Source organism: Bacterioplanoides sp. (genome assembly GCF_965219715.1).
Taxonomy (GTDB): Bacteria; Pseudomonadota; Gammaproteobacteria; order Pseudomonadales; family Oceanobacteraceae; genus Bacterioplanoides.
The window spans coordinates 2865354-2889395 of record NZ_OZ244785.1; the positions used below are offsets into that span (position 1 = coordinate 2865354).

A 24042-nucleotide genomic window follows, 5' to 3' on the forward strand; every position below is an offset into this window, starting at 1 on the left:
GAACCTTTCCCTTCTCAGCCAGTCTCACATAGAATGGTGACTTAACGCCGAAGCTGCCTCGTCTAAGTTTGGCCTTCACATACCTCTGTGAGCCCGAATATGACGTGTCAGCCGTGATGGCTCCAGGCATACCGTCTGACAGCTGCATCACCAGGGTTCTGTGGGAAACCACCGGGCCTCCCGCATTTGGAAAGGTGTAGAGAGATGAATACATATACCCGGATTCCGGCCGTAGAGCTGGAACCCTATGGGTCTGTGGAGTCACTGCCTGTTACGTCTGTGATAGGTCATGAGCAGCCCACAGATTCCCGAGTTATAGACTCCCAGTTTAAAGACACGCACGGTCGGCGTTTCAGCTACCTGCGCCTGTCGATTACCGATGTCTGCAACTTCCGTTGCAACTACTGCCTGCCCGATGGTTACCAGTGTTCGGATAAAACCGAGCCGTTATCGCTGGAAGAAATCCGTCAGCTGGCCAAAACCTTTGCCGCCCACGGTACCCGTAAGATTCGCATTACTGGCGGTGAGCCGGTATTGCGCAAAGATTTGCCGCAAATTATCGCCGCGCTGAAGCAAACACCCGGCATTGAAACCGTCGCGCTAACCACCAACGGCTATAAGATCAATCAGCATATCGATAGCTGGAAAGCTGCCGGCCTGGATCAGCTGAATGTCAGCATCGACAGCTTAGACCCAAAAGTCTTTCAAACCATCACCGGCCATGATCGCCTGCAGGAAATTCTTCGAGGCATTGATCGTGCGTTTGAGCTGGGTTTTAAAGATGTGAAAGTGAATGCGGTTCTGCTGAAAAGCCACAACGCTAACGAACTCGACAGTTTCCTTGACTGGATTAAATTTACGCCTGTCACCTTACGTTTTATCGAGCTGATGGAAACCGGACAAAACCCGGATTATTTCGCTAAAAATCACCTCAGCGGTGAGCAGATTAAACAGCAGTTATTGGCAAATGGCTGGCAGCATAAAATCCGCAACAAAGACGCGGGCCCGGCTCAGGAATTCGATCATCCGGACTACCAGGGCAGCATTGGCCTGATTATGCCGTACAGCAAAGACTTCTGTTCCAGCTGTAATCGTCTGCGAATCTCAGCATTGGGCAAACTGCATTTATGCCTGTTTGGTGAGCAGGGTTATGACCTGCGCCATTTAATGGCCGACGGTAAACAGGCTCAGCTGGAGACTGCTATTCAGGGATTATTACGCGATAAAAAAGCGACTCACTTCCTGCATGACGGTCAGACCGGTGCCATTCAGCACTTCGCTCAGATTGGCGGCTGACAGAGGCGAGGCATGGGCATGCAATCGGATAATCCCAGAGTAGTCGCTGCGGTTCTCGCCGGCGGCTTGTCCAGCCGTATGGGCATGGATAAAGCTTTGTTGCTTGATAATCAGCAGCGCAGCCAGCTGCAACGAGCTTGTGCTGTTGTTGAGCCTTTGGTTGCGGATGGTGTGATTCAGAAGATGGTTGTTAGCCGAGCATTAAACCCTGCTGAGCAACAACTATTGGGCTGTGAATTTATTCCTGATTTGGTCGAAGAAAAAGGACCGCTGGGAGCAATTTATTCTCTGGCGCAGTCGTTAAAAAATCAGTGTGATTATTTGCTGTTATTGCCGGTAGATTTGCCTTTTATTCAGTCATCAAATCTGAATACCCTGATTGGTCAGGGTTTGAAAAAGCAGTCAGCCTGTTTTTATCAGAATCATTTTTTGCCGCTGTTTTTACCACTTTCTGAACAACTACTCGAATATCTCAGCCTGCAGCTCAGTCATGCCGAAGGCAATTTGAGAGTTCGTGGTTTATTAACTGAGTTGGGTAGCCAGGCAATAACCTATAACGAAGATGAGAAGTTTCTGACCAACGCCAATACGCCCGAACAATGGCAGGCTATTCAGAAGCAGATTTAAAAGTTAAATAAGAAGACGAATAGAGTGAACTTTTATAGCAGCGATAGGATATCGCGGTAGCGCGGCAGGTACAGGGATGTACCTTCGGCGCGGCGGTCAAAAGTTTACTCTGTTTGTCTTCTGTGAATTCGAAGAAAGAGAAGTTAAAACACATTATTTTTCAGCCGCCGGATCGGACAGCACATCCCTGTGCTGGCGATCCTACCGCGACATCGTGTCGCTGCTTAGAAAAACAAGGTGCTCCAACTTCTACAGATATAATCGAAAGGAACTATCATGGCCAAAACATTTACCGACGAATTTATTCCACTGAATATCGCCGTCCTAACCGTATCCGATAGCCGCACAGAAGAAACCGATACCAGCGGTCAGTTGCTGGTTGCCGAGTTAACCAAACAAGGTCACCACCTGAGCGACAAACAAATCGTGATCGACGACGTGTATAAAATCCGGGCACAAATTGCTAACTGGATTGCAGACGAAACTACGCAAGCTATTCTGGTTACCGGCGGCACCGGGTTTACCGGTCGCGACTCCACACCAGAAGCCGTCACTCCACTGTTTGATAAAACCATCGATGGCTTTGGAGAGTTGTTCCGCCAGATCTCCTACCAACAAATAGGTACCTCTACTGTTCAAAGCCGGGCTATTGCCGGACTATCGAACGGCACGGTAATCTTCTGTATGCCGGGGTCTACTAACGCTTGTCGTACAGCCTGGGACGAAATCATTGAAAGTCAGCTGAACAGCACCCATCGCCCCTGTAACTTCGTGCCACAACTGAAACAAGCAGAACTGGCACCTTGCAGAAGCCGCAGTTAATTGCACACGAAATCAGAAATCGAGAATTACTATGTCTGAGTTTTCCCATGTAAATTCCAACGGCGAAGCCAATATGGTCGACGTCAGCGACAAACAAGCCAGCGTGCGTGTCGCCCGTGCTGAAGGTTATGTAAATATGAGCGCTGAAACTCTGGCGAAAATTCTCGCCGGCGATCACCACAAAGGTGATGTATTTTCTGTTGCCCGCATCGCCGGTATTCAGGCAGCAAAACAAACCAGCAATCTGATTCCGCTGTGCCACCCGCTGATGTTATCCAAAGTCGCGGTTGAGTTTCAGCCAGAACCGGAACACAACCGTGTCCGTATCGAATCCATGTGTAAATTAACCGGTCAGACCGGTGTGGAGATGGAAGCGTTAACAGCGGTTTCCGTTACGGCATTAACTCTGTTCGATATGTGCAAAGCGGTTGATCCGGGTATGGAAATTACAGGCGTACGAGTATTGGAAAAGCAGGGCGGAAAAACAGGCCACTGGCAGGCTGGTAACTAACGGGAGTTTAAAAATTATGAAGGTGTTATTTTTTGCCCAACTGCGTGAACGATTAAACTGCGACAGTACCGAGCTGGATATCGAATTACCAACTCTGGTTACTGATGTACGTGACGCGTTAATTGCTCAGTTCCCGGATCATGCTGATTTGTTAAAAGATGGCAAAGCACTGGTTGCCATCAACCAGGAATTAATTAACAACGAAAAAGCGACCATCACCGCTGCCGATGAAGTCGCTTTTTTCCCACCGGTTACCGGCGGTTAATAGTGGATAAAACCATGGATTATATTCGCGTACAGGAAGCCGACTTCGATATTAATGCCGAATACCAGGCCATGCGCGAAGACAATCGCGAAGACGGTGCTATCGTCTTTTTTGTCGGTCAGGTGCGGGAAATGAATCAGGGCTCGGAAGTCACAGGTTTATATCTGGAACATTACCCGGCGATGACCGAAAAGTCGTTGCAGGGCATTGTTGAGCAGGCACGTGAGCGCTGGCCGGTACTAAACCGTATTCGTCTGATACACCGGGTCGGCCAATTACATATTTCCGACCAGATTGTCTTTGTTGCCGTCAGCAGCAGCCACCGCGAAGCGGCTTTTGAAGCCTGCCATTTTATTATGGATTTCCTGAAAAACCGTGCCCCTTTCTGGAAAAAAGAAACCATCACCTCTTCTGAACTTGATGGCGAAAAAAGCGACCGCTGGGTGGAAGCGCTACAGAAAGACAAAGATGCGTTGAAGAAGTGGTGATAAAGCTAATATCAATATCTGATAGGAAGTTTTAAGCCAATCCATCCCTCTGAGCTTCTAGGTTATTATTATAAACCACAAGGGGATACATGGCGAAATCCCTGCGGATATATTGAAGGCCGATATTACAATCAGGCCGGATCTATGAAAAAAATAACAACCGCAGCGGCGTTTAGCTCGCTGTTGATCGCCTCCCAAGCGTTCTCTTTAAGCGCTGTTCCTACTGCAGAGAATGATAACACTGCCATGGCACAGCATCAGCAAACATGGGCTTACCAGGCTTATCAAAAACAAGACCTGCTGGATAACGCAGCACCTATTGCCCAGGGTTACAACAGCAGCTCCCACAACGCTTTTAACAGTTCCGCCTATGGTTCGATTTACATTGACCCGAACCATAGTCTGTCAATCGTAGAGCAGTTGGATATCGGTGTACGAGCATTGGAACTTGATGTCCACTGGACGCACCAGATGAAAGACATTCCTCATGGTGATGCTCTATTGTTATGTCACTTCGGTGGTCAGCGTGGCTGTAGTGCCTTAGAACGCTATTTTTCTGACGCAGTCGCTGAGGTTAACGATTGGTTACGTAAAAACCCTCGTGCCGTAGTTTATATGGGCTTTGAAGACTATTGGGCAAACAACGAAGACAAGATGCTTGAAGCTTTGGCGCCCATCGATGATTTGATTTATAAGCCGGGCACTTGTACGGATTTCTTAGAAGCAGCCAAAACCCTGACTGAAGAGGATGTATTAAAAGCTGGCAAGCAGGTGCTGCTGTTGAATGGTGACTGTGCTACCGGCGATTGGGCCGCTGCGGCTTATAAAGGTGGTTGGGGTTATACCTCAATTGCAGCCTCTCAAGCTGACAACTGTTTAACCGCTAACGCCAGCTGGAATGGCGGTGGTGTACAGCGTATTTTTGAGCAGCAGACCTTCTTTGGTACGACCTTTGGAAATGACAATGGTCTTTATTCTGATGATCAAATCCGCAAAGCTCAGAAGTGTGGCGTCAATCAGGTATCTTACGACAAGCTCGTAATCAATGACTCAGGGATGAAAGCCTCTATCTGGAGTTGGGCTGAAAATTACCCTAGCGCTTCTGATGCGGTATACGATTGTGCTTACCATGGCCCAGATGGCTTATTCCGAGATTCCAATTGCTCTGATGATGGTCATTACGCTTGTAAAACAGCAGATGGCAAGCAGTGGACCGTTTCTAACAGTGCTGGCTCTGAAAACTCACCTTCAGCAGGTCAAGCAGCTTGCCAGGCAACAGGTTCACAGTGGCACTTTGCGGTACCAACCAACAGTATGCAAAATGAGCTGTTGAAAATTGCCAAGGCAGCAACAGGCCATGAAAATATCTGGTTAAACTACAGTGATAAAGCCAATGAAGGCATCTGGTTAACCCCAGAACATGAAGTGGATTATCGTGATGGTATTGCTGATGTTTCAAAAATACTGCCAGGCAAAACTTATGAATTTTTCATGAAGTCTGTTGTTGGCTCTTGTGAGCTTGAGTGGAATGGTGGTTATACCGGATCTGCTGATCGTAATGCCAAGTTTGATTGCGCCAGTAAGGGGGACCCTCTGCTGTTTGTGCCTATTGAAAAACCGACTACTACTGGCGGCAAAGCCAGTGTACGAGGCTACATTAAAGCAGAAGCGCAGGGCTATCTGTGTGGTCTGGAATGGGCCAGTTCGTTGGATAACAATGAGCGCAATGCCAAGTGGGATTGCTCTGGTGGCGCTGACCCTGTGACCATCATCAGTGATTCTGAAGGCACAACTGCCAATGTGCGTATTACTACCGACAACAACTGTGGTCTGCAGTGGGCCGGTGGTGATGCTGAAAATAATGAGCGCAATGCCAAGTTTGACTGTGATCCTGCTTGGGATGCCATGCGCCTTTATGGGATGTCTACTGTTGGCGTGAAAATGACTCGAGCCATCCAGAATACTTATGGCTGTGATTCAGGTGATGCTCGCTGCGACAAATTCTTGGAATTTTCTGGGCATGACGTGAAAGTTGCAGCTACTGACGTTAAGTGGGAGTTCATCTCGGTTGAAGGTACTACAGATCAGTATTACATTCGCAGCACTTATGGCTGTAATAATGGTAATGCTCGTTGTTACGATTGGTTAACCTTTAGTGGTACAGATGTAATTATTGATGGCGCTGACAAGGTCGCCTGGAAATTGACTCCAATTGAAGGTAAAAACGATACTTTCTATATTCAAAGTCGCTATGGTTGCGAGACTGGTGATGAACGTTGCGACGACTACCTTACCTTCTCGGGTACCAGCGGAAAAATCCATGCAACTGATCCAGTTGAATGGCGTCTGGTGAAGCCAGATACATATGTGGAAATTCGTAATGCTGGCACTGGAAAATGTCTGGATTTTGAAGGTTCCGATCCATCTAATGGTGCTAAGGCCATTGTATGGGACTGTACTGATGTTGCCTGGCAGAAATGGAAGTTTGATCCTGAAACAGGCCTGTTGCGTAACAAGGCAAACCCAGACTACTGTCTGGATCACGGCAGCAACCTAGGCAATGGTGGTCTAGTTCATATGTGGGCATGTGTGAGTTCAAGCGACAACCAGAAGTGGGATGTTGCAGGTAATTCTCTGCGCCCACGTAACGGCACCTCCTTTGTTCTGGATGCCTTCGGCAGCGATAACGGAGCACAGGCGGGTTTATGGTCTCACCACAGTGGTTCCAACCAGCAGTGGTTATTGGGTCACTAATTTCCACAGACTAACTGATAAAATGGGCAGAATTCTCCTGCCCTTTTTATCGTCAATAGCTTCAATTTATACTGAATAGATCCTTCCAGATAATTACAAAAGAATCGGGATCACCTTCAGTCCTTAACTACTGATTCATCACTCACAAGAGATATTATGCGTATATTAAAACTGGCGCTGCTCCCGGCGCTCGCATTCGCCTGTAATCTGAATGCCGCCCCACGAAATTTTGATTTCTTTGTTACGGCTGACCCTCAATATGATAATGCTGCTTTTAGTCGCAATGCGGTTTCTGATAGAACGCTTTCGGCAATTGGTAATCAAATTAAAAATGATCCTAACCACAATAAGGGTGTATTGATCGCAGGGGACCTCACTCAAAATACTCGCCCTAATGATGAATATAAATTCTATTCAAATGCCATCAGCTCATTCAAAGAGTATGTTTATGATGGTCAGGGTAATCACGATGAGCATGTAGCCGACTGGGTTCAGGCATCTGGCTGCAGCTTCGGCACCACTTACTGTGTTGATAAAGATCGCATCATCAAGGAAATTCGCAACCGCAGCCGCAATACCAAAATAAACTTGCATTCCGAAGGCAGCGTGTATTCATGGGATTGGCAGGGCGTACACTTTGTACAACTAGGAAACTTCGGTGGTAATCGTAATCACGATGCAGGGTGGGCGAGTTCTGTTGAACCTTATTCCAGCCTTAACTTTTTACGAGATGATTTAGCCAAAAGGGTTGGGCCTTCAGGAAAACCCGTTGTACTGGTAATGCATTATACGTTCGACAGTGATATTGGTGACACTGCGGCCTGGTCGCATCAGCAAGCTGCAGACATGTGGAATGCTCTGGAAGGTTACAACGTGGTCGCGATTTTTAGTGGTCATATTCATTACGGCCAAGGCGGTGGTTGGTATCGAACTACTCAGCGTCCTGCAGGTGCAACCAAAGGTCCGGAGTCATTACCTAACATTGTGGCTGGCGGTGCGTTAAACGGTATTTATGTAAAAGCTTCCGTACGTGATAACCAGATGGCGATCGAACGCTATTTCGTGGACGATAATAACAATAATGTTCTTATCAATGGTGCCACCAATATTGATTTGCAAGCGAAGAATGTTGGTTATGCTGAACTGCGTGACGGCAAGGCCAACAAGTGCCTGGACTTTGAGGGCAGCTCTCCTTACTCCCGCGCCAATGTATTACTGCATGGCTGTGCCGATGTGGCTTGGCAAAAATGGGCTTACGATCTGGACACCAAACATATCATCAATAAGGCCGACACAGGTTATTGTCTGGATCATGCCAGTCACGCCTGGAATGGAGGCAAGGTCCAGTTATGGCCCTGTGAAAACCACAAAGACCTGATTTTTGATCTGGACGATGATCGTATTAAAAGTGGTTCCAACAATCAGTATGTACTGGATGCCAATGGTACTTCCGATGGTGCGAATGTAAGCCAGTGGTCTTCCCATGGTGGCAGCCAGCAACATTGGTACTGGGGTAAACGTGATCCTGCATCTGCCATTGCCTCTGTAGTACAGACAATGCGTTCCGGTTATCACTACGACATGAAAATTCGTGCTAGAGAGAATCACTGTAGTCTTGAGTGGGATGGCTCAGTATCAGGTGGTGAGAGAAATGCGAAATTTGACTGTCGCTCAAATGGTGATGCCATGACATTTATTGCGACCAGTAATCCGAACCACAACGGTGATGGTACCTATTCGATTGACGGTCGCATCATGACCAACAACGAGAGCTGTGGTTTGGAATGGGATGGTTCAATGTCCGGTGGAGAGCGTAATGCTAAATTCGATTGTAGTGGATCATCAGATCCTTTGACGCTAGTGACGACCGGCAAGGGTTCTGCAGAGATCATCATTCGCTCTAACAACTGTGGATTACAATGGGATGGATCTGAGTCCGGCGGAGAGCGTAATGCTAAGTGGGATTGTGCACCTTCCTACGATACATTAATCATTTCAGAGTTGAAGCAAAAGTAAGAAAAATTAGCCCACCTGCTAGCGTCGGTGGGCCTTTCTATATTTAGTGGGCGAATAGACAAACCAGCTTTTAAAAGCACTAGGAACGCTGGAAAAATCTTTATAGCCTAACTGGCAGGGAATCGAGTCCACCGTCATATCAGACTCCTTCAAATAAAACTCCGCATATTCTATTACCATAAACAAGCCGTTGGTGGCTGACATCTGCTGACAACGGCTGACGCTTTCACTATATGTATTTGATATGAACCAACTTAAAGTCTTATTTCACCTTTACTGATGTCAGCAGGCTTTATATGAAAAACCATCACGCAAACAAATATCAGTTATTAAAACCTAAAGTACTCACTTCTCTTTTATCGGCCGCGTTGTTAACTGCGTGCGGCAGCGATAGCAACAAAACGTCTGTATCTCCTTCAACGAACGGCGCAAACTCGGGAAATGGAGCGAATAAGGAAACTTCTGCCTTTAGCAAAGCATTTCCAAAAAGTACCAATGTTTTTGGTGTGAAGATCGTCGCTAGCAGCAAAGTTCCTAATACCAAAATCCTGCATGCCGCTCAGATCATGGCCGAGTATCTCGATAATAATGAAGATGGCATTCCGGACAACCAAGCGGTGGTTGATGAACTGGTAAAGTCCAAAGCTACGTTGGTCATGGCAGCGAATGAAACAGAGCTGGGGCAGCTGTCCGGCTCTCTGCCGCAAAGTGCAATGGGTGACAACATTCAGGATCTCCAGGCAAGTGAAACGCACCTCAATGGAGCCGCCAGCGGTGAGTTTGATGGTTCACTTGAAGAAGTATTGCACCTGATCACCCATGTAGGTTTTTCAAAGGTATACCCCAGTGTTTTTGGTGAGAGCTCAGGCTCTGCACTCGCAGATGCCATGGATATCGCACGAGGTGGAAAATTCACAAAAGTACCTGAATCTTATCCAGACGGCGCTTGGTATACCTATAACGATAAAACCTGCAACTATGACTGCATGGTCACGGAATACACCTATTGGGCATTAACCTCCATTTTGGGTGGCCAAGCGTTTGAAGGGCGTAAGGAAGATATTCAGGAAGAGTGGAAATTAAATACCAAAGAGCTGGTACGCACCACTGATACCGCAGCCTACAAGATTCTGACGGATGCCCAGTATGCGCTGCCAAGTAAACTTCCTGATGGCGATTACACTGCTAAAGACTTCAAGATTACAAGTAACGTCAAAGATTCTGGTGGCGATAACAATGCTCAAACCCCCGCTACTATTCTGAGCGACGCCAACAGTGCTCATGCCGGACACAAAATTGCCTTTGGTGATCTGCAAAACATTTACATGATGAACCCTGATGGAAGTAATCGAGAGTTATTGGCAGATGGTAGCCCGATCTCAGGTTATGTTGCCTGGGGACCTACAGCACAGTACGTTTACTTTGCCAGTGCTAAGGGGTCTACAGGAAGCGCATGGGAGGCGTTCCGGGTCAACGTGCGTACGAAAAAATTAACCAAGCTGACGAACTTCGGTAAAGATGTCCGCTCGCTCGGCGTTTCACCCGACGGCCAGTACCTTGCGCTATCCATCATGAGTGGCAATTCCAACATTAATGGCAACAATAACAACCTGACTCAATTCCACACTGATCTTTATATTATCGAGATGTCGACGGCTGAGCCAATCTGGAGCAGCGGTAAACAACTGAAATTAGAAGATTTACGAAAGCTGGTCAGCTCGCCAGCGGCGGAGAAATTCTGGTATGAAGAACTCAACTGGAACCCACAAATGCCAAACGACGGTGGGGACCCCGTTCTGGCGTACACCAAAACCTGGCGTTACGACGAAGATGACGTTTCTTATACACACGCATATACCATTCGTGCCGATGGCAGCGAACAAAAACTAGTACTGGAAAATCAGGATATGCCAATCTGGTCGTTCGATGGTAAGATGATGTGTTTCCTTCGTATGGCTTGTCACACTATTGGAGAGAAAGGCACAACACAACTGAATGTATCCGGTATCGATGGTGAAGTGTCAGGAGGAACTCTCTCCCCTGACGGTAACTTTATTTTATTCGAAGTGGGTGACGAGAATCGCAAAGCAGGTATCGCACGTTTTAATACCAAGCAAGCAACCCCCGGAGCGGTTATTCAATCGACCAACGCTTATGAACCGCGCTGGTCACCTAAGCCTGTGATGTAAACTAGCATATAAAAAATGGCCTTTACTAGCTGCTAATGAAGGTAAATGATCAGGTGGTTAAGTTAATAAAATAAGCCACCTTTTTTCCGGTTTATAAACCTGTTGAAGGCCATTCAGCCTGGTTGCGACTCAACCCAATGACACAGCCTAATAGATGTCGCCTTTCGTCCCTTATATGTCATTTTTACGCACTTTAGTTTGAAACCCTCTAAACTAAAATGACCGTATATTCTACAGATTGACTTAATCATGTACGTCAACACCCTCGCTTTTAAACCTCTGTATAACTACCTGAAACAACACGATATGGAACATATCGGCGACAAGGTATTACAAAGTGCCGGAGTGGCTGCAGAGCAACTTGGCTCACATATTGAGAACTGCCAGAAAGACAGTTTCTACCAGGCTTATCAGCTGGCCATGGAATTAACCGGTGATGACCTCTTGGGTTTGCATATCGGTGAATGGCTACATCCGTCGAACATGGGACTACTCGGGTACGCCATGTGTAACTGCGCCACCATCAAAGATGCCTTGTATCTGGTGTTATCCTCCAACAACCATGGTTATGGCAACGACAGTGTTCATTTTTCTCTGAGTTTTATCGATGGCCTGATTAAAATGACGCTGGATTGCAAAGACGATATTCAGCAGATTCGTCCCTGGATTGAATTCACTACCGCAGGCTGGAAATCCCATTATCACCATCTGACCAATTTTAATTTCCGCAATCAGCCACTATTCAGCGAAGTATCTTTTCCATTTTCTGCCCGCGGCAAAGAAGCAGAATATCAACGAGTGTTAGGTTGCCCGGTTCGCTTTAACCAAAAAGAAACCTATATCACTGGCTCCCCAGCAATTTTTGCCCAGGAAATCTACACCGCCGATTCCAACTCACTGTCGCTGTTTATGGAGCAATTAGGCATCAAACGCGATAAAAGTCAGCTGGAAGATGAGATTCAGACTCTGATTAAAAAAACATTGCCCCAGACTCTGACGCTGGAGCAGGTAGCCAAAACATTTAATTTCAGCGCCAGCACACTGAAGCGACGTTTGAGTGATTCCGGTACCAGCTACAACAAATTATCACTGGAGCTGAAAACAGAAATGGCAAAACAGATGTTGCGTAACAAAACCTTATCCATCAACGAAATCTCTTATTATCTGGGCTACAGTAAACCTTCTGCTTTTTTCCGGGCATTTAAAAATACCAGCGGTATGACTCCGGCACAATTCAGGAATAAATGAGCCAAGTCGCATGACTGAGCTGCAAGGGAATCGCTACGATCTCTGCAGGGATTACCCATCTGGGCGTCGGTTGTTTCAATGTTAACTCTCACAATACCTGCTTAAACAAGCATCATTGATCGATAGCAAAGAGAATAACAATGAACAAAAAAATGCTTTTGTCGACTGCACTGCTTGGTGCAGCGGTTTCATTTTCTCCTGCCACGACCGCTCATACCGATGGAGCTTATGCTCACGAAGCAAAGGCTGTTGCTTCGAATCCATCATGGATGAAGTTTGTCGATGGTAATAAACGCATCAGCGAGTTATCCATTCCTGGCACCCACGATACGATGTCAATCAAGAGTGGAGTGATCTGGCAGAACCAAACCATGACGCTGAGTCAGCAACTTGAGTCCGGAATCCGTGTGTTTGATATGCGCACACGCCATATCAATAATAAGTTCCGTATGCATCACGGCATTATTGCCCAGGACACTTATTTCGATGATGTGTTAAAAGACATCGATGCTTTCCTGACAGCTAATCCAAGTGAAACCGTTTTATTCCGCTTGCGCTCAGAACATACCGCTGAAGGTAATAGCCGCAGTTACAGCGAAACTCTGGATGAATATCTGGCGGCTAACGGTAGCAAACGTTATACCGGCAGTAGTGACAACCCGACCCTGAATGAGGTTCGCGGTAAGTTTGTTATTCTGCAGGAGTTCGGTGGTGCCGATTATGGTATTCCTTACGGTAATCTGGATATTCAGGATGAATATAAATTCACCACCAACTGGGATCTGTACGATAAATGGACATCAGTTAAAAACCATCTGAATAAATCCCGTAACGGTGACAAAAACACCATCTATATGAACTACCTCAGTGGTGCCGGTGGTTCTTTCCCGTATTTTGTTGCCAGCGGTCACTTTACTAACAGTACAAATTCCGCACGGCTTTCGACTGGATTCACAACTCCGGGCTGGAAAAACAAATATCCGGACTTTCCACGCACCAGTTGTTTTATAGGAATCTGCACCATTTCATTTGAAGGTACCAATACCTTAACCGCCGACCACATGGTGACATCCGGTTTCCTTAATGGTGGTGCACGTGCCGGTATGGTTATGGCTGACTTCCCGGGCGAGCGATTAATCAACAATACAATTCGTCTGAATCACGAAGGCCCATATCAATTTACGGAATTCAACTGGGGCACAGGCACGGATCAGAATACTCCGCTCTGTAACGGCAGCAGCCCATGTGTTGAAGGGGATAAGTTTGCCTCGGCTCCACCTGCTGCAAAAGATTCTCTGACAGTTGTTTCTTACAACGTATTACGGGCAGGCCCAGAGCGAATACAAAATCAGATTAACTGGCTGAAAAACAAATTCGGAGTTCAGGGGCCGGATGTTATTTTATTAAGTGAAACCGTTCGTGGTTCAAGCTGTGGTGCGGATGTAGCACGTGAATACGCCAAAGCCTTTAATGCTTATTATATTAACGGTAATGAAGATTCCGCCCGCTCTTGCCAAACCGGTAATGCCATTGTTTCACGTTACCCATTAGGCAATGTTGAAAAAATTCGTTTTAAAACTCAGCACGGCGACCTGTCAGGCACTTCAGAAACCAGCAGTGGCCGTTCATACGTTGTTGCCGATCTGAAAGTGGGGGACGATATTGTTCATGTATTTTCAACACATACGGCATCACCTTTTGGCATTGCAGGGGATAAAGCACGCAAGGGGCAACATGCTGAAATCATTGCTCACGCTGAAGCCAAACGTTTCACCAAAATTGTTGGTGGCGATTTAAACGCCATTGGCCATATTTTTGCGGATCCGCTGGGCCTGCATGACATTTCGCTGAATCCAATTTTTGAGCGTGGTTATAAAGACGCACACGATCACTTACCAACCCATACGCGAATTACATCTGAGGCTGGATTAGCCGATAACGACTGGACGCTATTACTGGACTTTATTTTTGTTAAAGGTGGTTCAACATCCGGTGCCGGTGTTTGTGGTTCTGAATGCCGCGATAAAAATACCTTATCGGATCATGTACCAATTTGGGCAAGCGTAAACTTTAAAGCCAACGCGGCAGCACCAACGGATGCCGATCTGGCAACCATGGAAGTTGGAGATCAATACAGCTTTAAATTAAACACCACGGATAACGATGGTGAACAGTGTCGCCTGGAATGGAACGGCAGCCTGGATGATGGCGAACGTAATGCGAAATGGGACTGCGCCTCCAACGGTGATCCAATGACAATGCAGATACTGACAAAGCCAACACTGAACAGCCAAGGGAATTATCAATCCAGAGTAAAAATCTACACCCTTAATGGCGGCTGTGGTCTGCAATGGGCTGGCGGAGATACCGATGGTGGTGAGCGTAATGCCAAATTCGATTGTGATCCTGCCACCGACGATATGATTATTACCAGCCGCAGTGCGTTATCTCCGGGTCAGCTGGACAAAGCTATTATTACCACTGCAGCTAATAACTGTGGCTTGCAATGGGATGCTGGTAAATCCGGCAATGAGCGTAACGCCAAGTTTGATTGTGACCCGGCCTGGGATACCGTGAATTTTATGAACGTAAGCAAACAATTCAGTGGCTATAAACCACTGACTCAATCGGGTTATCAAACGCCAATTCAGAGCACTTATGGCTGTGATTCTGGTGATAGTCGTTGCAATCAATACCTGGAATTTGGCGGCAGTGATGCACGTATTGGTGGCGACCTGACACAATGGGAAATGTTACCGGCAGACAACAGCGGCAGTGTCTTTTTTCTGAGGAATAAATGGAATTGCGACAGCGATAATCGTTGTGATGATTGGCTGACTTATTCTGACAGCAGCACCGATGTCGTGATTAATGCAGCCGATGCAGAAATGGTTCCCTGGTTATTCGAACCGGTCGCTGGCAAAGCAGACACTTATTACATCCGCACCCGTTGGGGTTGCGAGGTGGGCGACAGTCGCTGCAATTACTATCTGACTTTCTCCGGCACGGACGTAATAATCCACCCAACGGATAAAGTGGAGTGGAAGCTGCCAAAGCAATACCGCGAATTACGCGACCAAAGATCCGATAAATGTCTGGATATTTCCGGCAGTACTGTGGAAGAGCGTGACTCCGTATTTATCTACAACTGTGCCGGTGTTGACTGGCAGAAATGGAATTACGACCCAATGACCGGCTTGCTGAGAAATAAAGCCAACCCATCCATGTGCCTGGATCATCGTGGAAAATTCAGCGATGCCAACGGCGAATACGTTCATATGTGGACTTGTTATGACTGGAGCACCAACCAGAAGTGGGACTTTGTAAATGGTGCACTGCAGCCTCGCGGTAGCCAGGGTCCGGTACTGGATGCCACTGGTAGCGCAAATGATGCACCGGTTGTGTTATGGCAGAAACATGGCGGTTCAAATCAGCAATGGCATTGGGGCAACCCATAAATATCTAATGGATTGTTAATTCATTAAAGGGGCGCAAGCCTCTTTAGTGCTTTATTAACTTGTAGTTCTGGCCTCATGAAAAACACTTTAATACTACTACTGATTTTTGCCGCTACCGGTTTAATGCTGAATATTCTGCCATGGCATGAATTATTGCCTGACACTCAGGTTGTTATTACCGAAGTAGATTACTCCAGCAAAACATCAGATCAGCGCCTGAAGATATCAGACGATATTAAAGCGGCAGACATCGGCAGTTTCGATAGTCCTGCTGCAATAAGGAATGAAGAATGGCAGGAGAGAGTTCTTCACTACGGTTTTGACCCGGATAAAGTCGCATACCAGGAAGCCTTAAATGCTGCAGCGGAGTCTGAAATTCCTTCGTTACCAGAGCCTGAGTTATTTCCGCAAGCTTTCATGTTGAGCCACGATCCGGAGACTGGTGAAAGAAACCCGATGACCGCGGAAGATCTTCAACTACTGATTCGTAATATTGACCGTCAGATAGAAAGCATCAAGCAACTGAAAATTTACGTATTGCAGCAAATTTCTTCAGATGGGTTACCTGTGGAAAAGTTTGAGCAAGACTCTGAAAAGGAGTTGGCCAGGCTACAAAGCCTGAAGCAGACCGTTATGAGTGCTTCAGGCATTGTTGCGGAGTAAATTGTTGCGGAATAAGTTGTTGAGGAATAAAGAGCAGTTATCGCCCCTTAAACACCGCCTCACGTCGTTCCAGAAATGACGCTACACCTTCTTTGGCATCTTCACTGGTCATCACCGCAGGCATGTCCTTAAACACGTCGGCAATGGCCGTTTGCTGATCCTGATACCGTGACACTTTAGAAGATTTCAGTGCAGCCTGAACGCCTAACGGTGCCGCTTTAGCTATTTTGGTCGCCAACTCACGGGCACGCTGATGTAACTTATCCACATCAACAATTTCCTGAATTAATCCCCACTGCAACGCCTGCTCTGCGGAGAATTCATCACCGGTTAACAGATAACGTTGGGCATTCCCCCAGCCAATAGCCTCCGGTAAACGAATAGTGCCACCACCACAGGGGTAAATACCTCGTTGCACTTCCAACTGAGCGTAACGCGCATCGGCTGTGGCGATACGAATATCGGTGTTTAATAACAGCTCCAGTCCCGAGGTATAACAAATCCCCTGGGTAGCAATAATCACCGGCTTAGTTAAACGCTCGCCCTGTAAACCATATGGGTCGATTTCATTTTCCGCCAGCTCCGGCATTTTTCCTGCCGCAAAAATAGGCGCCCATTTATCCAGCTCTAAACCAGCAGTAAAGTGTTTGCCATTTGCCTGAATAACGGCAACCCGTAATTCATTATCATGTTGCAGCTTGTACAGGGTCTGCGCTAACAGATGATAAGAATCCGGATCCAGTGCGTTCAGTTTTTCCGGACGATTAAAGGTAATGGTAACGATATGCTCGCTGATATCGATTAATAATTTATTGTCTTCAGGCATCACTCTGCTCCCCTAATACTAATCAATAATCAGAACCAATCTGCCTGCATATCCAGACAGGTTGTATCGAACGAGGTTAACAATTTCGCCTGATGATCAATTTCCGCTAATTCCCAGCGAATAAAATATTGCGCCGCCTGTAATTTACCGGCGAGGAATTGCTGGTCTTCGGCAGTTTCTGAATCGCCAAATGTCTCAATCGCTTTATCGGCCATTTCTAACCACAACCAGCCAATCACCATTTTGCTCATCAGGTCGAGGAAAACAGCCGAATTCGCCAGGGATAATTCCACCTCACCTTTTTGTAACGACTGACCTAACGTCATCACGGTTTGCATCAGTGTATTCAGATGTTTCTGATACAAATCTGCCAACGGTTTTAACGCTCGTTTTTGTTGAGCTGATTTCAGTGTTGCCTGTACCCGGGCCATTAATAGTTGTTGGCCTTTACCATTGTGTTGCCACAATTTCCGGCCTAATAAATCCAATGACTGAATGCCATGAGTACCTTCATGAATCGGATTTAAGCGGTTATCGCGGTAACACTGCTCCACCGGGTATTCACGGGTATAACCAGCACCCGCCAATACCTGAATCGCCAGGTCGTTCGCACGCGGGCCGTAATACGATGGGAAAGATTTAACGATTGGCGTTAATAAATCGAGCAGAATTGCGCTGTCTTGTGCTTTGTTTTCATCGGCTTCGCCTTCCATTTCGTCCACCAGACGAGAAGCAAATAAACACAACGCCAAGGCGCCTTCGACATAACTTTTTTGTGCCAGCAACATACGTTTTACATCGGTGTGTTCAACAATATTAATTGGCTTGCTGTTTGGATCACGATTGGTAGCTCTGCGGCCTTGTGGACGATTACGGGCGTAATCAAGCGATTCGAGATAACCACGATAGCCGATCATGGCGCCACCTAAACCGACACCAATACGCGCTTCGTTCATCATCTTAAACATATACGACAGGCCTTTATTGGCTTCGCCAATTAAATAGCCGTGGCAGTTATCCTGCTCACCAAAGTTCAAAACGGTAGAGGTAGTGCCGCGATAACCCATCTTATGAAGCAGGCCAGCCAGTTTGACGTCGTTACGCTCCGCCAGTGAGCCGTCCGGGTTAGTTAAAAACTTCGGCACAATAAACAGCGAAATACCTTTTACTCCGGTTGGAGCTCCTTCAATTCGTGCCAGTACTAAATGCACGATATTTTCAGTGATGTCCTGGTCACCACCGGAGATATACATCTTCTGACCTTTAATACGATAACTGCCATCATCCTGAGGAATGGCTTTGGTGGTCAGATCACCCAGCGATGAACCAACATCCGGCTCAGTTAATGCCATGGTGCCGGAGAAACGACCATCAAACATCGGTTGTAAAAACGTTGCTTTTTGTTGTTCACTACCAAAAGCATGAATCACATTCGCAGCCGCGCTGGTTAAAAACGGATAGCCTGCAGTCGACGGGTTAGCTGCCATAAAATAGGCGTTACACGCAGCGTGAATCAGCGATGGCAACTGCATTCCACCATCAGTAAAACTGTGACGCGCCGACATAAGTCCGGATTCAGCAAAATGCTTCCAGGCCTCTTTCACTTCCGGGATGGTCGTGACTTTTTCACCATCAAACTGAGGTTCGTGTTCATCGGCTTTGGCGTTATGCGGTAGAAAATAGTTCTCGGCAATTTGCTCAGAGGTTTTCAAGATGCCGTCAAAAGTGGTGCGATCGTGATCTTGAAAGCGCTCAAGCTCCGTCAGTTGCTCTGCGTTAAACACCTGATACAGCAGAAACTCGAGATCTTTTGGGTTTACCAGCTTGGACATTTGATCACTCCGACATGACTATTTTTTATTTAGTATCGGACGCAAAGCAGTGAATAAATATTGGCATTAATGCCTTAGTTGAAGCTAAAAGAGACATAGAGAGCAAAAAAGATCCGAGCGGTCCAGTGGATGTTGCGGCAAACGCCGTTTGCTCTGGCGCTTGGGTTAAAAGTAAGCGGGCAAAAAAAGACCCAAGCGCCATTGGGGGCAAACGCTTGGGTCAACTTCGGATCATTGGGGAAGTACCGAAGAAAAAGAACTACCTATGGAGAAGTGAATGGCATCCCACCACTCTGTTCCCAACGGGAATACTTTCACTATAGACACTGATTCCGGCTTTGGGCTGATCCGATAAAAAACTTCATTGTTTTTTGCAATCAGCAAGAAACTTCCAATAGTTCACGAGCATAAAAAAAGGGCCAATCACGAGATTGGCCCTTTTCGGTAGATTTCGATCTAAGTGTCTTCACCTAGAGCGCTTATTCCGGGCCAGGTACTCCCACTGACAGATCTTCCGCGGCTTCCTCTTCCGGTGGCAGTAACCAGCTGTTCAAACGCTTCTGCAGAATCTTCAGGCCTTCGCCGTTATGTGACGAGAAAGTCTGAATAGTCACCAGATCACCCAGATCCTTCACCGCTTTCTTCACCTGCAGCAGAGTATTCTGCGCCGGACCACGCTTCAGCTTGTCGGCCTTGGTGAGCAAGATATGCACAGGCATTTGCTTCTCACGGGCCCAATCCAGCATGGAGTTGTCGAATTCTTTCAGCGGATGGCGAATATCCATCAGCAATACCAGGCCCACCAGCGGATCACGTTTCTCCAGGTAGTTACCCAGCTCTTTTTGCCATTCGTTTTTCTTGGCAACCGGCACCTTGGCGAAGCCATATCCCGGCAAATCCACCAGACACAGTGGTGTTTCGCCCAGCTGGAAGTAGTTAATTAGCTGAGTACGGCCCGGAGTTTTACTGGTGCGCGCCAGTTTTTTGTTTTGCGTCAGGGTGTTCAGGGCACTGGATTTTCCAGCATTAGAACGACCCGCAAATGCGACCTCGCGCAACACATCGGTAGGGCATTGGCTCAGTTTTGCCGCGCTCTTAACGAAGTGAGTATTGGTATAGGTCAATGATTCTTTATCTAACATGGGGTAAACGTAATGACCGTCTGGAAATTAATGTTATATAATGCAGCGCCTTTGAATGACGCACTCATTCTATCACAGGGTGGTGAGTTCGAGGCTAAGCTGTTTTAAAGCAAGCAAAAAGAGAGAGACTCACGATGAAAAAACTGGCTGTGATGGCTGCCGCAGTAGTGGCAATGAGCGCAAACGTTAACGCATTCGATGTAGACGCTAAGTACAAGCAAGCTTGTGCAGCGTGCCACGCCATGGGTGTTGCCGGGGCTCCGAAAGCTTTCGATAAAGCTGCCTGGGAACCGCGTATCGCAACAGGAATGGACAAAATGGTCGCCAGCGTTACGAATGGTAAAGGTGCTATGCCTCCACGTGGCTTGTGCATGGACTGTACCCCAGACCAGTACAAGCAGCTGATTAACCATATGGCTGCACCAAAGCAATAACACGAATTCACTTACAACCTGGACCTGATGATGAAAAACCTGTTGATTAGCCTGATCGTTTCTGCCGGACTGATGTCTGCTGCACATGCCGGTGACGTAGACGCTGGTAAAGCAAAATCTGCTACTTGTGCTGCCTGTCACGGTGCTGACGGCAACAGCCTAGCGCCTACCTTCCCGAAAATTGCGGGTCAGGGCGAGCGTTACCTGGTCAAACAGATCAAAGACATTCGCGACGGTGCTCGTCAGGTTCCTGAAATGACTGCTTTTGTAGCGGGTCTGAGCGATGAAGATATCGCTGATATTTCTGCTTACTTTGCTGCACAGGTGCCAACTGGCGGCGGTGCAAACGAAGCTCTGGTAGAAAAAGGCAAGCGCATCTACATGGCAGGTGTTGAAGAGAAAGGCATCCCGGCTTGTCTGGCATGTCACGGTCCTGCCGGTGGTGGTGTCGAAGCAGCTGGTTTCCCTCGTTTAGCGGGTCAGCACGATGCTTACACCAAAGCTCAGCTGAACAAGTTCAGCATGAGCCAGCGTACTAACGATGGCGATACTCGCGTAATGCGTTCTATTGCTGAGCGTATGCACGCAACTGAGATCGAAGCAGTATCTTCATACATTCAGGGTCTGCGTTAATATCGCATCCTGAATCAAAAAAGCGGCTACGGCCGCTTTTTTTGTGCCCGCAATTCGCCCTGAACATTCCTTTTGAAATCAGCCAATGATCGTTTTGGCCAACTTTTTTGCCACCCACGGATACTTTCCACCACCATCAGACAGATACACTAACCGGCTATCAATAATAATTAATGAAGAGTGATGCTGATGTCCGGTAAAAGCTGGGACCTGCTAATAACCAATGCCCTGATGTTTGATGGCACAGGCGCCACACCAAAACCTCAGGATATCGCCATCGCTGCTGGCAAAATTGCTGCCATCGGCGTAAACCTCCCGACCTCAGAAGCTGCCAGCGTGGTTGATGCCCAGGGCCTGTGGCTAATGCCCGGGTTACTCGATATCCACACCCACCTCGACCTCGAAGTAGAACTGGATCCGGCACTCAGTGAAGTGGTTCGCCACGGTACCACCACAGTGCTGATCGGCAATTGCAGTCTGGGGACTGCCTTTGGCACTCAGAGTAAAAACGACCAGGAACCCATTGTGGATTGTTTCACCCGGGTCGAAAATATGCCGAAGTCGGTATTACGCGCCGCCAGTAACAATATCCATTGGGATAACACCAAGGATTATGCCGACCACTTCGATGGGCTCAGCCTTGGAGCCAATATCGCGGCCTTTATTCCTCACTCTATGCTGCGTGTTGAAGTTATGGGACTGCAGGCCAGCCTGCAACGCGAGCCCAACGAGCAGGAACTGCAACAGATGGAAACCTTGCTTGATCAGGCCATGCAGCAAGGCTACCTCGGCCTCAGCACCGACGGCCTGCCATTTCACTACATGGCGAATGAGCCCAACACCGACAAACGAATCCCGACCCAGTTCGCCAACTTCAAAGAGTTAAAACGCCTGACCGCCGTGTTAAGGAAATACGACCGGGTATGGCAAACCACCCCGATTCTCGATAACCGCTTAAAAGCGATCGGTTATTTCTTTCTGACCAGTGGCCGGTTGTTTGGCAAACGCCTGAAGACCTCTGCCTTATCGGCCGTCGAATTCGTGCTGGCGCCCAAAGTGATTAACGTATTTCTGCGTTTGGCGAACTTACTCAACAGTCGTCTGCTTGATGGCCGAATTCATTTTCAGGCATTGGGAACCAACTTCCGTATCTGGTCCGATGGCATTGTTTCGCCGATCTTCGAAGAGCTCGACTCCACCTGCCGCCTGATCGCCAAGGAATACGATGATGTTGAGGGCCGTAAAGCACTGTTAAATGACCCGGCATTTATCAAAGATTTCCGCCGCGACTGGTTTCACGGTCGCAAAGGCTGGAACCTGGCACACCTGAAAACCAGACTGGGCTTTCCAGATAACATGGTGATTCGCGATCTTAAGCGGCTGATTTTTGATGGCGCCCCGATTCACGAATGGGAAGGCGAAAGCCTGCATCAGGTAATGCTGCGTTTGCAGCTGTTCCAGCGCGGTCAGTCACAACATTGCCGTTCCGAACTCGAAGCTCAGGAATTCCAGCGCTTCAGCCAGGTGAATGATGAAGCCGATTTTATGCTTGAGCTGATGCGTCATTACGACAAAGGGTTCCGCTATTGGGCAGATGTGGCGAACACCCGCCCGAGCAAAGTGCTGGAATTACTGCTGAGCCGCAATACCCTGCCGGGCTTTAACGACTCTGGCGCCCACCTCACTAACTTGTCGTTCTTCGATGCCAATCTGGCGTCGTTACAGCTGGCACAACAACAAGGTGTGGAAGTGGTTGCCAAAATGGTGAAACGCCTGACCCGTGAGCCTGCAGAGTTTTTCGGACTCGACGTTGGCACACTTGAACCAGGCGCCCAGGCAGATCTGATACTGATCGACCCGGCACAGCTGCAACAATGGGACTCCAACAGCAGCCGTACCACCATTCACCGTGAGATCTTTAATCATGATCAGATGGTGAATCGTTCTGACGGCGTTGTCCGCCAGGTTTTTGTTGCCGGACAGCAGGTCTGGGATGGCCAGTCAGCCGTTGCGGTCGATCCGGAAAAAGCCCGGGGACGTTTCCTGCGCGCCAGGTAATAGTCGTCGATCAAAGAAAACACCCTGTTGCAGCGCTTTACAGAGCTTTTCACTCAATGCAGTGGGCGCCTGTGCGGCTTTTATGCAAGAATGCAGCTAACAAAAATCAACAATTACGAACAACTGGAGTAACCCATGTTTTCTCAGGTGAAGAAATGGATGCTGGCTGCCACCCTGATGGTTACAGCTTCACTGGCACAAGCTGCGGCATATGAAGCAGGTAAACATTACACCGTACTGGACCAGCCGGTTCCTGTGTTGGCTGATGGCAAAGTCCATGTTGAAGAAGCCTTCTGGTATGGCTGCCCACATTGCTTCCACCTGGAAAGCACGCTGAAGCCTTGGAAAGCCAAGCTGCCAGCTGACGTCGTGTTCGAAGGTGTACCAGCAATGTTTGGCCGTGCCTGGGTTGTGCATGCTCAGCTGTACTACGTGGCAGACGTACTGGGTGTGCTGCCAAAAGTTCATGACGCTATCTTCCGTGCAATCCACATCGACAAGCAGCGCCTGCTGGATCGTGATGATCAGCGTGATTTCTTAGTAGAAAAAGCCGGCATCGCAGCCAAAGACTTCGACAAAGCGTACGAGTCATTCACCGTTAAAAGCCGTATGAAGCAAGGCGACCAACGTATCCGTGCGTTCAAAATCAGCGGTGTTCCTGCACTGATCGTACAGGGCAAATACGTGATTTCTGCCAGCTCTGCCGGTGGCCAGGAAAAAATGGTCGACGTAGCGGACTACCTGATTGAGAAAGAACGTCAGGCGCTGAAAGCCAAATAA

At 47.7% G+C, this 24042-nt stretch carries 19 protein-coding genes and 1 riboswitch; of the genes, 16 read left to right on the forward strand and 3 right to left on the reverse strand.

Annotated elements, in window-relative coordinates; translation table 11 throughout:
- Positions 1-33 precede the first annotated feature (33 nt).
- A riboswitch (molybdenum cofactor riboswitch) is annotated at positions 34-213 on the forward strand.
- The 12 genes from moaA to ACOQOZ_RS13640 all read left to right on the forward strand — a co-directional run bounded on the left by moaA (position 205) and on the right by ACOQOZ_RS13640 (position 16337).
- Positions 205-1296 carry a GTP 3',8-cyclase MoaA gene (gene moaA / locus ACOQOZ_RS13585; RefSeq protein ID WP_420588690.1) on the forward strand — a complete coding sequence of 364 codons (1092 nt, stop codon included), beginning with the start codon at positions 205-207 and terminating at the stop codon, positions 1294-1296. It overlaps the preceding riboswitch by 9 nt.
- Before the next feature lie 12 nt (positions 1297-1308).
- Positions 1309-1923 (forward strand): molybdenum cofactor guanylyltransferase, encoded by a 615-nt coding sequence (gene mobA, locus ACOQOZ_RS13590; RefSeq protein ID WP_420588691.1) that lies wholly within the window; start codon positions 1309-1311, stop codon positions 1921-1923.
- Between the two features lie 276 nt (positions 1924-2199).
- Positions 2200-2745 (forward strand): molybdenum cofactor biosynthesis protein B, encoded by a 546-nt coding sequence (gene moaB, locus ACOQOZ_RS13595; RefSeq protein ID WP_420588692.1) that lies wholly within the window; start codon positions 2200-2202, stop codon positions 2743-2745.
- Between the two features lie 31 nt (positions 2746-2776).
- Complete coding sequence (gene moaC / locus ACOQOZ_RS13600) at positions 2777-3256, forward strand: cyclic pyranopterin monophosphate synthase MoaC (protein ID WP_420588693.1); 480 nt, start codon at positions 2777-2779, stop codon at positions 3254-3256.
- Positions 3257-3272: 16 nt separating this feature from the next.
- On the forward strand, positions 3273-3521 hold the full coding sequence (gene moaD / locus ACOQOZ_RS13605) for a molybdopterin converting factor subunit 1 (protein WP_420588694.1): 249 nt from the start codon (positions 3273-3275) through the stop codon (positions 3519-3521).
- Positions 3522-3535: 14 nt separating this feature from the next.
- Positions 3536-4009 carry a molybdopterin synthase catalytic subunit MoaE gene (gene moaE, locus ACOQOZ_RS13610; RefSeq protein WP_420588695.1) on the forward strand — a complete coding sequence of 158 codons (474 nt, stop codon included), beginning with the start codon at positions 3536-3538 and terminating at the stop codon, positions 4007-4009.
- Between the two features lie 144 nt (positions 4010-4153).
- On the forward strand, positions 4154-6763 hold the full coding sequence (locus ACOQOZ_RS13615; RefSeq protein WP_420588696.1) for a ricin-type beta-trefoil lectin domain protein: 2610 nt from the start codon (positions 4154-4156) through the stop codon (positions 6761-6763).
- Positions 6764-6919: 156 nt separating this feature from the next.
- Positions 6920-8779 (forward strand): ricin-type beta-trefoil lectin domain protein, encoded by a 1860-nt coding sequence (locus tag ACOQOZ_RS13620; protein ID WP_420588697.1) that lies wholly within the window; start codon positions 6920-6922, stop codon positions 8777-8779.
- Positions 8780-9075: 296 nt separating this feature from the next.
- A complete protein-coding gene (locus ACOQOZ_RS13625) occupies positions 9076-10968 on the forward strand; it encodes a hypothetical protein (protein ID WP_420588698.1) in 1893 nt (630 codons plus the stop codon).
- A 249-nt stretch (positions 10969-11217) separates the two neighbouring features.
- Complete coding sequence (locus ACOQOZ_RS13630) at positions 11218-12216, forward strand: AraC family transcriptional regulator ligand-binding domain-containing protein (protein WP_420588699.1); 999 nt, start codon at positions 11218-11220, stop codon at positions 12214-12216.
- 140 nt (positions 12217-12356) lie between these two features.
- The gene (locus tag ACOQOZ_RS13635) at positions 12357-15674 is read left to right on the forward strand and encodes a phosphatidylinositol-specific phospholipase C domain-containing protein (RefSeq protein ID WP_420588700.1); all 3318 of its coding nucleotides are present in this window, start codon (positions 12357-12359) and stop codon (positions 15672-15674) included.
- 75 nt (positions 15675-15749) lie between these two features.
- On the forward strand, positions 15750-16337 hold the full coding sequence (locus ACOQOZ_RS13640) for a hypothetical protein (protein ID WP_420588701.1): 588 nt from the start codon (positions 15750-15752) through the stop codon (positions 16335-16337).
- A gap of 37 nt (positions 16338-16374) precedes the next feature.
- Here ACOQOZ_RS13640 and ACOQOZ_RS13645 read toward each other — a convergent pair whose 3' ends face one another.
- From ACOQOZ_RS13645 to yihA, 3 genes are all read right to left on the reverse strand, one after another.
- Positions 16375-17163 carry a crotonase/enoyl-CoA hydratase family protein gene (locus tag ACOQOZ_RS13645; RefSeq protein WP_420588702.1) on the reverse strand — a complete coding sequence of 263 codons (789 nt, stop codon included), beginning with the start codon at positions 17161-17163 and terminating at the stop codon, positions 16375-16377.
- A 29-nt stretch (positions 17164-17192) separates the two neighbouring features.
- Positions 17193-18995, reverse strand: a complete 1803-nt coding sequence (locus ACOQOZ_RS13650) for an acyl-CoA dehydrogenase (protein ID WP_420588703.1) — start codon at positions 18993-18995, stop codon at positions 17193-17195.
- 479 nt (positions 18996-19474) lie between these two features.
- Positions 19475-20137, reverse strand: coding sequence for a ribosome biogenesis GTP-binding protein YihA/YsxC (gene yihA, locus ACOQOZ_RS13655; RefSeq protein ID WP_420588704.1), 663 nt, complete (start codon positions 20135-20137; stop codon positions 19475-19477).
- A gap of 134 nt (positions 20138-20271) precedes the next feature.
- Here yihA and ACOQOZ_RS13660 point away from each other — a divergent pair, with 134 nt between their 5' ends.
- From ACOQOZ_RS13660 to ACOQOZ_RS13675, 4 genes are all read left to right on the forward strand, one after another.
- Positions 20272-20571 carry a c-type cytochrome gene (locus tag ACOQOZ_RS13660; RefSeq protein ID WP_420588705.1) on the forward strand — a complete coding sequence of 100 codons (300 nt, stop codon included), beginning with the start codon at positions 20272-20274 and terminating at the stop codon, positions 20569-20571.
- 30 nt (positions 20572-20601) lie between these two features.
- Positions 20602-21204, forward strand: coding sequence for a c-type cytochrome (locus ACOQOZ_RS13665; RefSeq protein ID WP_420592421.1), 603 nt, complete (start codon positions 20602-20604; stop codon positions 21202-21204).
- 189 nt (positions 21205-21393) lie between these two features.
- Positions 21394-23262, forward strand: coding sequence for an N-acyl-D-amino-acid deacylase family protein (locus tag ACOQOZ_RS13670; RefSeq protein ID WP_420588706.1), 1869 nt, complete (start codon positions 21394-21396; stop codon positions 23260-23262).
- Between the two features lie 135 nt (positions 23263-23397).
- Positions 23398-24042, forward strand: a complete 645-nt coding sequence (locus ACOQOZ_RS13675) for a thiol:disulfide interchange protein DsbA/DsbL (RefSeq protein WP_420588707.1) — start codon at positions 23398-23400, stop codon at positions 24040-24042.

What these genes read in the sequence shown, in the direction of transcription:
- moaA (WP_420588690.1), top strand. Translation starts at nt 205, where the DNA reads ATGAATACATATACCCGGATTCCGGCCGTAGAGCTGGAACCCTATGGG.
- mobA (WP_420588691.1), top strand. Translation starts at nt 1,309, where the DNA reads ATGGGCATGCAATCGGATAATCCCAGAGTAGTCGCTGCGGTTCTCGCC.
- moaB (WP_420588692.1), top strand. Translation starts at nt 2,200, where the DNA reads ATGGCCAAAACATTTACCGACGAATTTATTCCACTGAATATCGCCGTC.
- moaC (WP_420588693.1), top strand. Translation starts at nt 2,777, where the DNA reads ATGTCTGAGTTTTCCCATGTAAATTCCAACGGCGAAGCCAATATGGTC.
- moaD (WP_420588694.1), top strand. Translation starts at nt 3,273, where the DNA reads ATGAAGGTGTTATTTTTTGCCCAACTGCGTGAACGATTAAACTGCGAC.
- moaE (WP_420588695.1), top strand. Translation starts at nt 3,536, where the DNA reads ATGGATTATATTCGCGTACAGGAAGCCGACTTCGATATTAATGCCGAA.
- ACOQOZ_RS13615 (WP_420588696.1), top strand. Translation starts at nt 4,154, where the DNA reads ATGAAAAAAATAACAACCGCAGCGGCGTTTAGCTCGCTGTTGATCGCC.
- ACOQOZ_RS13620 (WP_420588697.1), top strand. Translation starts at nt 6,920, where the DNA reads ATGCGTATATTAAAACTGGCGCTGCTCCCGGCGCTCGCATTCGCCTGT.
- ACOQOZ_RS13625 (WP_420588698.1), top strand. Translation starts at nt 9,076, where the DNA reads ATGAAAAACCATCACGCAAACAAATATCAGTTATTAAAACCTAAAGTA.
- ACOQOZ_RS13630 (WP_420588699.1), top strand. Translation starts at nt 11,218, where the DNA reads ATGTACGTCAACACCCTCGCTTTTAAACCTCTGTATAACTACCTGAAA.
- ACOQOZ_RS13635 (WP_420588700.1), top strand. Translation starts at nt 12,357, where the DNA reads ATGAACAAAAAAATGCTTTTGTCGACTGCACTGCTTGGTGCAGCGGTT.
- ACOQOZ_RS13640 (WP_420588701.1), top strand. Translation starts at nt 15,750, where the DNA reads ATGAAAAACACTTTAATACTACTACTGATTTTTGCCGCTACCGGTTTA.
- ACOQOZ_RS13645 (WP_420588702.1), bottom strand. Translation starts at nt 17,163, where the DNA reads ATGCCTGAAGACAATAAATTATTAATCGATATCAGCGAGCATATCGTT.
- ACOQOZ_RS13650 (WP_420588703.1), bottom strand. Translation starts at nt 18,995, where the DNA reads ATGTCCAAGCTGGTAAACCCAAAAGATCTCGAGTTTCTGCTGTATCAG.
- yihA (WP_420588704.1), bottom strand. Translation starts at nt 20,137, where the DNA reads ATGTTAGATAAAGAATCATTGACCTATACCAATACTCACTTCGTTAAG.
- ACOQOZ_RS13660 (WP_420588705.1), top strand. Translation starts at nt 20,272, where the DNA reads ATGAAAAAACTGGCTGTGATGGCTGCCGCAGTAGTGGCAATGAGCGCA.
- ACOQOZ_RS13665 (WP_420592421.1), top strand. Translation starts at nt 20,602, where the DNA reads ATGAAAAACCTGTTGATTAGCCTGATCGTTTCTGCCGGACTGATGTCT.
- ACOQOZ_RS13670 (WP_420588706.1), top strand. Translation starts at nt 21,394, where the DNA reads ATGTCCGGTAAAAGCTGGGACCTGCTAATAACCAATGCCCTGATGTTT.
- ACOQOZ_RS13675 (WP_420588707.1), top strand. Translation starts at nt 23,398, where the DNA reads ATGTTTTCTCAGGTGAAGAAATGGATGCTGGCTGCCACCCTGATGGTT.